The 9,346-nt window shown below is 76.0% G+C and carries 7 protein-coding genes; 4 read left to right on the top strand and 3 right to left on the bottom strand.

The window, feature by feature from the left end:
- On the bottom strand, positions 1-1,250 hold a 1,250-nt coding region (locus ACWCSD_RS15430; protein WP_449915459.1), incomplete at its 3' end, for a hypothetical protein.
- Positions 1,251-1,375: 125 nt separating this feature from the next.
- On the opposite strand from ACWCSD_RS15430, the gene ACWCSD_RS15425 reads away from it, so the two are divergent.
- Positions 1,376-2,854 carry a hypothetical protein gene (locus ACWCSD_RS15425; RefSeq protein WP_397160284.1) on the top strand — a complete coding sequence of 493 codons (1,479 nt, stop codon included), beginning with the start codon at positions 1,376-1,378 and terminating at the stop codon, positions 2,852-2,854.
- 97 nt (positions 2,855-2,951) lie between these two features.
- Positions 2,952-3,758 carry an alpha/beta fold hydrolase gene (locus tag ACWCSD_RS15420; RefSeq protein WP_449915456.1) on the top strand — a complete coding sequence of 269 codons (807 nt, stop codon included), beginning with the start codon at positions 2,952-2,954 and terminating at the stop codon, positions 3,756-3,758.
- 83 nt (positions 3,759-3,841) lie between these two features.
- Here ACWCSD_RS15420 and ACWCSD_RS15415 read toward each other — a convergent pair whose 3' ends face one another.
- On the bottom strand, positions 3,842-4,312 hold the full coding sequence (locus tag ACWCSD_RS15415; RefSeq protein WP_449915454.1) for a PPOX class F420-dependent oxidoreductase: 471 nt from the start codon (positions 4,310-4,312) through the stop codon (positions 3,842-3,844).
- Positions 4,313-4,448: 136 nt separating this feature from the next.
- On the opposite strand from ACWCSD_RS15415, the gene ACWCSD_RS15410 reads away from it, so the two are divergent.
- Together ACWCSD_RS15410 and ACWCSD_RS15405 are read left to right on the top strand one after the other, a co-directional pair.
- Positions 4,449-6,719 (top strand): WD40 repeat domain-containing serine/threonine protein kinase, encoded by a 2,271-nt coding sequence (locus ACWCSD_RS15410; protein WP_449915451.1) that lies wholly within the window; start codon positions 4,449-4,451, stop codon positions 6,717-6,719.
- A 40-nt stretch (positions 6,720-6,759) separates the two neighbouring features.
- Positions 6,760-7,746 carry an endonuclease/exonuclease/phosphatase family protein gene (locus tag ACWCSD_RS15405; RefSeq protein WP_397160290.1) on the top strand — a complete coding sequence of 329 codons (987 nt, stop codon included), beginning with the start codon at positions 6,760-6,762 and terminating at the stop codon, positions 7,744-7,746.
- A gap of 64 nt (positions 7,747-7,810) precedes the next feature.
- Here the strand turns inward: ACWCSD_RS15405 and ACWCSD_RS15400 are convergent, their stop codons facing one another.
- Complete coding sequence (locus ACWCSD_RS15400; protein ID WP_449915448.1) at positions 7,811-9,328, bottom strand: glycoside hydrolase family 13 protein; 1,518 nt, start codon at positions 9,326-9,328, stop codon at positions 7,811-7,813.
- Between the last annotated feature and the right edge of the window lie 18 nt (positions 9,329-9,346).

Here is a 9,346-nt window from a genome sequence, read left to right as displayed (position 1 = left end):
TCCTCCCGGACCCGGGCCGAGGAGATCAGCCGGATGTCGTCGCTCAGGTCGAGAACGGTGGCCGCCGCCTGGTCCACCTCCCCCGCGCGGAGAAGGGAGTGGGCGGCCCGCAGCCCGATCAGGGCACGGGTGCGCAGCTCGACCGGCCGTCTGCCCCGCATGGACGCGGCGAAGTGGCGGGCGGCGGTGGCGTGGTCGCCGAGCTGGGTGAGGGTCAGGCCGATCTGGTGCTCCAGGGACTCGCGCCGGTAGTTGCCCGTCCACTCCGACTCGGGGACGGAGTCGGCGCGTTCGAGCTGGGTCTCGGTACGGCTGAGCAGGCTGAGCGCGTCCCAGCGGGTGCCGGCGGCGGCGTGGGTCTCGGCGCGCATGCCGGTGATCCACGCCTGGGTGCGGGCGGGACCGTGCCCGGCCAGCGCGGACGCGGCCGCCTCGGCCAGGGCCAGCGCCTCGCCGTCGTGGCCCAGCTCGGCGGCCTGGACGGCCATGCTGCGCAGGGCGGTGGCGCGCAGCAGCAGGTCGGCGGCCTCGTCGGCGAGACGCACGCTGCTGATGTAGTAGCGCTGGGCCAGGGCGTGGGCGCCGGCGTCCATGGCCATGTAGGCGGCCAGGTAGCTCAGCTCGGCGGCGGCGGCGAACAGGTCGGGCCTGCGGCGGCCGGTCGTGCCGTGCAGCAGGGGTGTGACCTCGCGGGACAGGTAGGCGGCGACCGCGGCGCGGGCGTGGCCGCCGCCGTAGCGGTCGTCCAGGTCGGCGAAGGCGCGGGTGGTGGCGCGGATCCGTTCGACGTCGCCCGCGCCGGCCCGGCGGGCCGCCGCGCGGCCGCCCGCCCGCCGCGCGGCCAGGACCGATAAGCCCGATAAGCCGGACAACGCGGCCAGGGTGAACGTGCGCCGGTTGAGCAGGTCGTCCTCGCCCAGCACGGCGAGCCGGGCGACCGGGTCGCCGCGCCAGGGATCGTCGGCGGACGGCGACCCGCCCGGCTCCGGCCAGCCCAGATGCGCCGGGCGCAGGCCGGGCCTGCCCAGGCGGCGGCGGAACGCCTCGACCGCCGCGCGCACCGCCTCGGGGCGCGGGATGGTGCCGGTCAGCCAGTGGCCGACCGCCGAGCGGTCGTAGTGCACGCGCTCGCCACTCTCGGCGGCGACGGCGTTGACGTGCCGCGCGGTGGCCGCGTGGGTCCAGCCCGCCTGCTCGATCAACGCCGCCAGCGCCCGGTTGACGACTGGGTGGGTACGGCGGGGCGGCATCTCATCTTCACATCGCTTCACATCACTGTGGCCTCGACGGTGCGCCGGACGTGGCTCACCGTCAAGAGTGCGGGCCGTGCCCCTCGCGGGACGGCCCCGTACGGAGGACGGCGAGGGAGGGGCTGATGGACGGGCTGCACGGCGCGGGCCGGCACGAGACCGGCCTGGAGGAGGCGGCGCAGGAGGAGCTGACGGCCGCGCTGGCGGGCCGCCCGCTGGTCTGCGTCGAACGGTTCAGCACCGCGCTGCGCACCGGCTACACCGGCCCGGCCCCGGTCGAGGTGCTGCGCCCGGCGCTGAGCATCGGCTGCTACCCGGCGTGGGACCCGGCGCTGCCCGGCATGGTCGTCGCCGCCGAGGAGCGCACCAGGACCCGGTCGGTCGCCGAGCGGCACGCCTGGCTGCCCCGCGTCCGGCACGAGGCCGCCCGGCACCTGCTCAAGCTGGACCGTCCGCCGGTCGTCTTCACCTGGTACGACAACGCCCGCCTGCGCGAGCTGGCCGGCCCCGGCGGGGTGGTCGCGGCCATCGACGCCGACGTGCGGGCCGCGATCGAGGCCAAGCACCTGCTGGACGACCTGCTGCGGGCGGCCGGCGTGCCGGCGGTGGCCCGCGTCCCCTGCGTGCACGTCGAGCGGCTGCCCGGACTGGCCGAGCTGCGGCGCGCGGTCGGCACCGAGCGGGTCGTGGTGCAGGCGGGCCGGCGGGCGGACCGGCACGGCACCGTGGTCGTCGCGGGCGAGGAGGACATGCCGCGCGCGGCCCGGCTGCTCGGGCCGTACCGGGTGGCGGCGTACGTGCCGGGCTGGCCGTGCACGATCGCGGTGCTCAGCGTGCCCGACCGCGATGGCGGCGTCCGGGTGTACGCCGACCGCCCCGCCCACACCTCGGCCGGGATCGCCGAGCTGGGCGCCGGGCCGATGCGCAGCACGGGCGACGACTGGTCGCGCCCCTGGCCGACGCCCGCCGCCGCGCTGCTCATCGAGTGCGCCGAGCGCATCGCGTCCTGGGCCTGGCGCAGGTACGGCGCGGCCGGCCTGTTCAGCGTGGAGGCCATCCTCACCCCGGGCGAACGGGTCCACCTGACGGCGATCAAGTGGCGGCACCAGGAGGGCACCGAGGTGGCGTCGGTCAACCAGCAGGCCGCCGGGCTGCCCCCGTTCGTGCTGGCCCACCTGTCGGTGATGCTCGGCGGGCCGGTGACCTGGCTGGGGGACGCGCAGGAGTTCAACCAGCGCACGCTGCTGCGCTCGGCCCGGCCGGGCGGGCCGTTCCACGTCCGGGTCCGCCTGGCCCGCGACACCCCCGTACGCGTGTCGGCCGCCCACGGCCCCGGCGTCTACCGTCTGGACCGGTCGGGGAGCCTGCGGTGGGTGCGGCGGGGGGCGCACCCGTCGCAGGCGCGGGCGAGCCAGGGCGAGTTCCTGCTGGCCAACCTGCCCGAGCCGGACGTCGTCTGCCATCCGGGGGCCCACCTCGCCACCGTCGAGGGCGTCGCCGAGGACGGGGCGCACCCGTTCGACGGCCCGGACACCGCCTCCTTGGCCACCCGGCGGATCGTCGCGGCCGTCGAGGAGCTGTTCGACGAGGTCAAGGAGCTCTGATCGGCACGTTGCGACAGGGAGCCCGCGGACCGATGAGTTCCCCCGTCCCTGGTGGTCCAACCTGATGACACCCGACTCCGCGGAAGGACCCACACCGATGAGCACCACGCACATTCTCGACATACCGGGCGGGCGCCTGCGCTACCACGTCCGCGGCAGCGGCCCGCTGCTGCTGCTCGTGGGCGCGCCGATGGACGCCGCCCCCTTCGCCCCGCTGGCCGAGGAGCTGGCCGGCGAGCACACCGTCGTCACCCACGACCCGCGCGGCGTGGCCGGCAGCACGCTCGACGACCCCGGCCAGGACTCCACCCCCGACCTGCGGGCCGGCGACGCGCTCGCGATCATGGACGCGCTCGGCGCCGAGTCGGCCGACGTGCTCGGCAGCAGCGGCGGCGCGGTCACCGGCCTCGCCCTGGTCACCCGCCACCCCACCCGCGTGCGCACCCTCGTCGCGCACGAGCCGCCCGTGCTGGAGCTGCTGCCCGACGTGGCCCGGCGCCGCGCCGAGGTGGACGACATGATCGAGACGTTCCGCCGGGAGGGCCCGGGGGCGGCGTTCGGGAAGTTCATGGCCACCGCGGGCTTCCAACCCGGCGAGGACGCCCCGGCCCCGCCGCCGAGCGAGTCGCCCGAGCAGGACCTGGCCGACGCCGCCCACTTCTTCCTGCACGAGCTGCGCGGCACCACCCGCTACGTGCCCGACGTCGCGGCGCTGAAGGCCGGGCCGGCCCGCGTCGTCGTGGGCGTCGGGGCCGACTCGGGCGGCCTGCTCACGCACCGCACCGCGCAGGCGCTGGCCGACCTGCTCGGCGCGCCGCCGGTGGTGTTCCCCGGCGAGCACACCGGCTTCGTCGACCGTCCGAAGGAGTTCGCCGACGTGCTGCGCGAGGTGCTGGCCCGCTGACGCGGGGGCCTGCTGAGGCGGCGGGCCCCCGGGCGGCGCGCTCCTGGCGGCGGGCTCCCGGCGGCGCGCTCCTGGTCGGGCGCTCAGCCGCCGGGGGTCAGGTTCGCCGGGAAGCCGCCGGTCGCGATCGGCCCCCAGCGGTCGATCGTGATCCGGATCAGCGACTTGTTCTGGCGGCGCATGGCCTGCCGGTACTCCTCCCAGTCGGGGTGCTCGCCGGCGATGCACCGGTAGTAGTCCACCAGGGCGTCGAGGGCCTCGGGCATGTCCAGCACCTCGGCTCGCCCGTCCACCTGGACGTAGGGGCCGTCCCAGTCGTCGGACAGCACGCACATCGAGACGCGCTCGTCGCGCCGGGCGTTCGCGGCCTTGGCGCGCCCGGGGTAGGTGGAGACCACGATCCGGCCCTCGTCGTCGACGCCGCACGAGACCGGCGAGAGCTGGGGACGCCCGTCGGCGCGGGTCGTCGAGAGCAGGCCGTGATGCCGGGGGCGGAGGAAGTCGAGAAGTTCGGGCAGATCGACGCGGCGGGCGGTCGCGATCCTGGGAGCCATACGGGACGCCTTTCCTGTGCGGTGCCGGCTTCGATCTTGCCATCCGGCGCGGGCCCCGGCTTCCGGGGCTCGCCCAGGCGGCCCTATGGTGTGGTTCGCCGGCATATGCCGGTACGCGCCCGAGGGGAGGAGCGGAATGCCGGAAGTCCGTCCGCTCCGGCCGGGCGATCCCGACCGGATCGGCGACCACCGGCTGCTCGGCGTGCTCGGCTCGGGCGGGCAGGGGGTCGTCTACAAGGGCGTCGACGGCGCGGGCCGCGAGGTCGCGATCAAGCTGCTGCACAGCCACCTGACCCAGGACGACGACGTCACCCGGGGCCTGCTGCGCGAGGCCGAGGCGGCGCGCCGGGTGGCCGCGTTCTGCACGGCCGCCGTGCTGGACGTGGGGGTGGCCGACGGGCGGCCGTACATCGTGAGCGAGTACGTCGCGGGCGACACGCTGCAGAGGCTCGTCCGGGAGTCGGGGCCGCGCACGGGGGGCGCCCTGGACCGGCTGGCGATCTCCACGCTCACCGCGCTGGCCGCCATCCACGAGGCCGGGATCGTGCACCGCGACTTCAAGCCGGGCAACGTGCTGATGGGGCCCGAGGGGCCGATCGTCATCGACTTCGGCATCGCCAAGGCCCTGGGCGCGACGACGCAGGCCTCGGCGCCGATGGGGACGCCGGCGTACATGTCGCCCGAGCAGTTCGCGGGCGAGCGGGTCGGGCCGGCGTCCGACGTGTTCAGCTGGGCGGGGACGATGGTGTTCGCCGCCACCGGCCATCCGCCGTACGCGGGCGAGACGGTCGCCGCCATCCTGCACAAGGTCATGAGCGGGACGCCCGACCTCACGGACGTGCCGGCCCGCCTGGTGGACCCGATCCGGTCCTGCCTCGCCAAGGACCCCGCCGCCCGCCCCACCCCCGCCGCCCTCCTCCGCCACCTCATCAGCGCCCCCGGCGCCGCGGGGCCCGGTGCGCCGATCCCCCCGCCCGGAGCCGGAGCGACGGCCCATCCGACCGGACCCGGAGCCGGTGCGACGGTTCCGCCGCGCGGGCCTGGGGCGACGGTTCCGCCCGCCGGGGGCGGGCCTGGGGCGGCGGGCGCCGACGCAGGGGGCGGAGTTGGGGCGACGGTTCCGCCGGCTCTGGCTGGGGCGACGGGGCCGGCGTTTCGCGGGGAGGCGACCAGGCCGGGTACGGATCGGCGGGTGAGCAGGCGGGCCGTGGTGGTCGGCGGTGCGTCGGCCGCGGTGGCTGCGGCGGCGTCCGCCTTCCTTCTTCTGCGCCCCGCGAACGGCCTCGCCGACGACCCGTCCCCCCGCCCCACCGGCGACCCGACCGGCCCCCCGGCGACGGGCACGCCCACGACAGCCGCGACGAGCCCAGCGCCCAGCACGTCCCCCACTGGGTCGCCCACCGGATCCCCCACGGCGTCCACCACTCAGTCCCCCGCGGCCGAGCCGTTCGGCGCGCCCGTCAGGGAGCCCGTGGCGCTGCCGGCGGGCAGCGGGACGCCGGCCGTCCTGGCCGCCGCCGGCGCCGCCGTCGTCTGCGGCACGTCCAAGGGCGCGGTGCTCCTCTGGGACCTCGGCCCGGCGTCCGCGCCCGTGCGCAGGATGGGCGACGGCGGCGCCGCCGCGACCGCCGTGTCCTGCGCCGACGGCAAGGCCGCGTCCGGGCACGGCGACGGCGCGATGCGGCTGTGGAACCCGGCGGGCGGCGCCCTCAACGCGAAGAAGGCGGCCGACCCGGTCATCGCCGTCACCACCGCCGGACGCGCGGTCGCCGTCACCCAGAAGTACGACAGCCTGAAGGACCTGCACAGCGTCGTCCGCCTGTGGGACCTCGCCACCGGCCGCCAGATCGGCCCCGCCGTCACCGACCACTTCCAGGGCGTCAACGGCCTGGCGTTCGGCCGCCTCGGCGACGACGAGGTGCTGGTCACCGGCGACGGCGCCAACCGCGTCCGGGTGCGCCGCCTGTCAGACGGAAAGGTGACACATACCTACAAGACCGGCGAGATCGGCGGCATCGAGCTGCTCGCCTGCGGCGAGCTGGACGGCCGTCCCGTCCTGGTCTCCACCCACCTCGACGCCACCCTGCGCGTCTACGACCTGGCGACCGGCAGGCGCAGGAAGAAGTGGAACTTCAGCCGCCGCAGCCCCGACGACCGGGGGGCGTCCGCGCTGGTCGTGGGCGCGCTCGGCGGCAGGCCCGTCGCGGTCGTCGCGCACGCGCCGGGCGGCGGCGAGACGGTCGTCCGCGTCTGGAGCCTGACCGACGGCAAGGTCGTCGGGGAGCTGGGCCCCGGGCCGGGCGCCGAGGTGCGGGCCCTGGCGCTGGCCGAGCTGGAGGGCCGTCCCGTGGTCGTGGGCAGCGGCGGCGACGCCCTGCTGAGCGCGTGGAGCCTCGGCCCCGCCTGACGCTCATCCAGGTTTAAGAATCGCGGCCTATGGTTCGGCTGTGCTCACGGACGAAGTGGTGAAGGAGCCCGTGCGGACGCGTCCGCGCCGGGTCTGGCGACGGCGGCTGGCGACGGCGGTCGCGGTGCTGTTCGCGGCGGGGACGGCGGTCCGGCTCGGCGGCCTGGAGTCGGGCGTCCTGCTGGTCCCGCTGGTGTCCTTCACGCCGTACTTCGGGGTGGCGGCGCTGCTGATGCTGGGCGCGGCGGCGCTGGCCCGCAGCCGGGCGGCGGTCGCGGTCATGCTGGCGGTGTGCGTGTGCCTGGCCTGGCTGGTGCTCCCGCGCGCCCTGCCCGGCGGTACGGACGCCGCGACCGGCCGCCCGTTGCGCGTGCTGACCGCCAACCTCAACGGCGGCCGCGGCGACGCCCGCACGATCGTCGACCTGGTCCGCACGCTGAACGTGGACGTGCTCAGCCTCCAGGAGCTGACCTGGGCCGAACGCGACCGGCTGGCGGCGGCCGGGCTGGAGACGCTGCTGCCGTACCAGGTCACCAAGCCGGAGACGTGGGGGCCGGTCGGCAGCGGCGTGTACGCGCGCCACCCGCTGCGCGAGCGCACGGGCGTGTTCCAGCCGGTCGGGCACCACATGCCGGTCGTGGAGGCGGCGCTGCCCGGCGGCGCGGTGGAGGTGGTGGTCGTGCATCCGGTGGCGCCGGTGCCCTCGACGGTGCCGGAGTGGGCGGCGGGGGTCGGGACGCTGCCGCCCGCGCCGTCCACGGGCGCGCCCCGGATCCTGGCCGGGGACTTCAACGCCACGCTGGACCACGCCGTGTTCCGGCGGCTGCTGGGCACCGGCTACACCGACGCGGCGGCGGCCACCGGCAAGGGGCTGGTCCCCACGTGGCCGATGCGCCGGATCCCGCCGCTGGTGGCGATCGACCACGTGCTCACGGACGGACGGGCGCGGGCGGTGGACGTGCGCGTCCTCGACCTGCCCGGCTCCGACCACCGCGCCCTCTTCGCCGACCTCCGCCTCCAGGGCTGACCCGCCGGAAGCCTTGCGCCCGCCGACAGACCGGGCATGGGCCCCCGGACGGGCCGGGGCGGTGTCAGGCCAGCCAGGCCGCCGTGTCGGTGGGCAGGCGGTCGCCGTCCAGGGCGCCGCTGGCCAGCAGGACCGTGCCGTGGGCGGGCAGCGGCACCGGGTCGGCGCCCAGGTTGACCACGCAGGTCAGACCGGAGTCCCGGGTGAAGGCGAGCGCGTCGGGCCCGAGGTCGAGCCAGGTGAGCGTGCCGTCGCCGAGCCGCTCGGCACGGATGCGCAGCCCGTCCCGGTAGAGGTTGAGCATCGAGCCCAGGTCGGCGGTCTGGGCCTCGACGGTGAGCTTGTTCCAGGCGTCCGGCTGCGGCAGCCACGGCGTGGCCGTGCCGAAGCCGAACGGCGGCTCGTCGCCCGACCACGGCAGCGGCACCCGGCACCCGTCGCGGCCCTTCACCGTGTGGTTCGAGCGCCGCCACATCGGGTCCTGGCGCAGCTCGTCGGGGATGTCGTCCACCTCCGGCAGGCCCAGCTCCTCGCCCTGGTAGATGTAGATGCCGCCGGGCAGCGCCATGGCCAGCAGCGCCGCCGCGCGCGCCCGGCGGTAGCCGAGCTCCAGGTCGGAGGGGGCGCCGTCCCTGCGGTCGCCGTGGTCCCAGGAGGTGTCGGCGCGGCCGTACCGGGTGACGACGCGGGCGACGTCGTGGTTGGACAGCACCCAGGTGGGCGGGGCGCCGAGCGGGGCGTGGGTGGCGAGGGTCTGCTCGATCACCTGGCGCAGCCCGGCGGGCTCCCAGGGGCAGGCCAGGAACGGGAAGTTGAAGACGGTGTGCAGCTCGTCGGAGCGCAGGTAGCGGGCCAGGCGCTCCTGGTCGGGCAGCCAGACCTCGCCGACCAGGACGCGGCCGTCGTACTCGTCGTTGATCAGGCGCCAGCTCCGGTATACGTCGTGGACCTCGTCCAGGTCCTCGTACGAGCCGGTCAGGCCGTCGGGCTTGGCGAGCAGGGCGGCCGAGTCGATGCGGATGCCGTCCACGCCGCGGTCGTACCAGAAGCGCAGCACGTCGTGGAACTCGCGGTGGACGTCCGGGTTGGTCCAGTTGAGGTCGGGCTGGCCGGGGTCGAACAGGTGCAGGTACCACTGGCCGTCGGGCACCTGGGTCCAGGCGGGGCCGCCGAAGATCGACTGCCATTCGCCGGGCTCGTCCCGGAACCAGAACCGGTCGCGCACGGACGGGTCGCGCAGCGCCTCCCGGAACCACGCGCTCGCGGTCGAGCTGTGGTTCGGCACCACGTCGATGATGATCCTGATGTTCAGGGCGTGCGCCTCGGCGATGAGCTCCTCCGCCTCGGCCAGGGTGCCGAACACGGGGTCGATGTCCCGGTAGTCGGCCACGTCGTACCCGCCGTCGGCCAGCGGCGACGGATACCAGGGGTTGAGCCAGATCGCGTTCACCCCGAGCGCCGACAGGTACGGCAAACGTGCCCGCAGCCCCGCCAGGTCGCCCACGCCGTCACCGTTGCCGTCGGCGAAGCTGCGCAGGTAGACCTGATAGATCGCGGCTCCCCGCCACCACGTTTCGGACATGCTGAAGACAACTCCTTG

Source organism: Nonomuraea sp. NPDC001684, from assembly GCF_053596515.1.
Note: the sequence above shows the minus strand (reverse complement) of the source record. Positions and strands in the feature narration are given on the sequence as shown.

What these genes read in the sequence shown, in the direction of transcription:
- ACWCSD_RS15425 (WP_397160284.1), top strand. Translation starts at nt 1,376, where the DNA reads ATGGACGGGCTGCACGGCGCGGGCCGGCACGAGACCGGCCTGGAGGAG.
- ACWCSD_RS15420 (WP_449915456.1), top strand. Translation starts at nt 2,952, where the DNA reads ATGAGCACCACGCACATTCTCGACATACCGGGCGGGCGCCTGCGCTAC.
- ACWCSD_RS15415 (WP_449915454.1), bottom strand. Translation starts at nt 4,312, where the DNA reads ATGGCTCCCAGGATCGCGACCGCCCGCCGCGTCGATCTGCCCGAACTT.
- ACWCSD_RS15410 (WP_449915451.1), top strand. Translation starts at nt 4,449, where the DNA reads ATGCCGGAAGTCCGTCCGCTCCGGCCGGGCGATCCCGACCGGATCGGC.
- ACWCSD_RS15400 (WP_449915448.1), bottom strand. Translation starts at nt 9,328, where the DNA reads ATGTCCGAAACGTGGTGGCGGGGAGCCGCGATCTATCAGGTCTACCTG.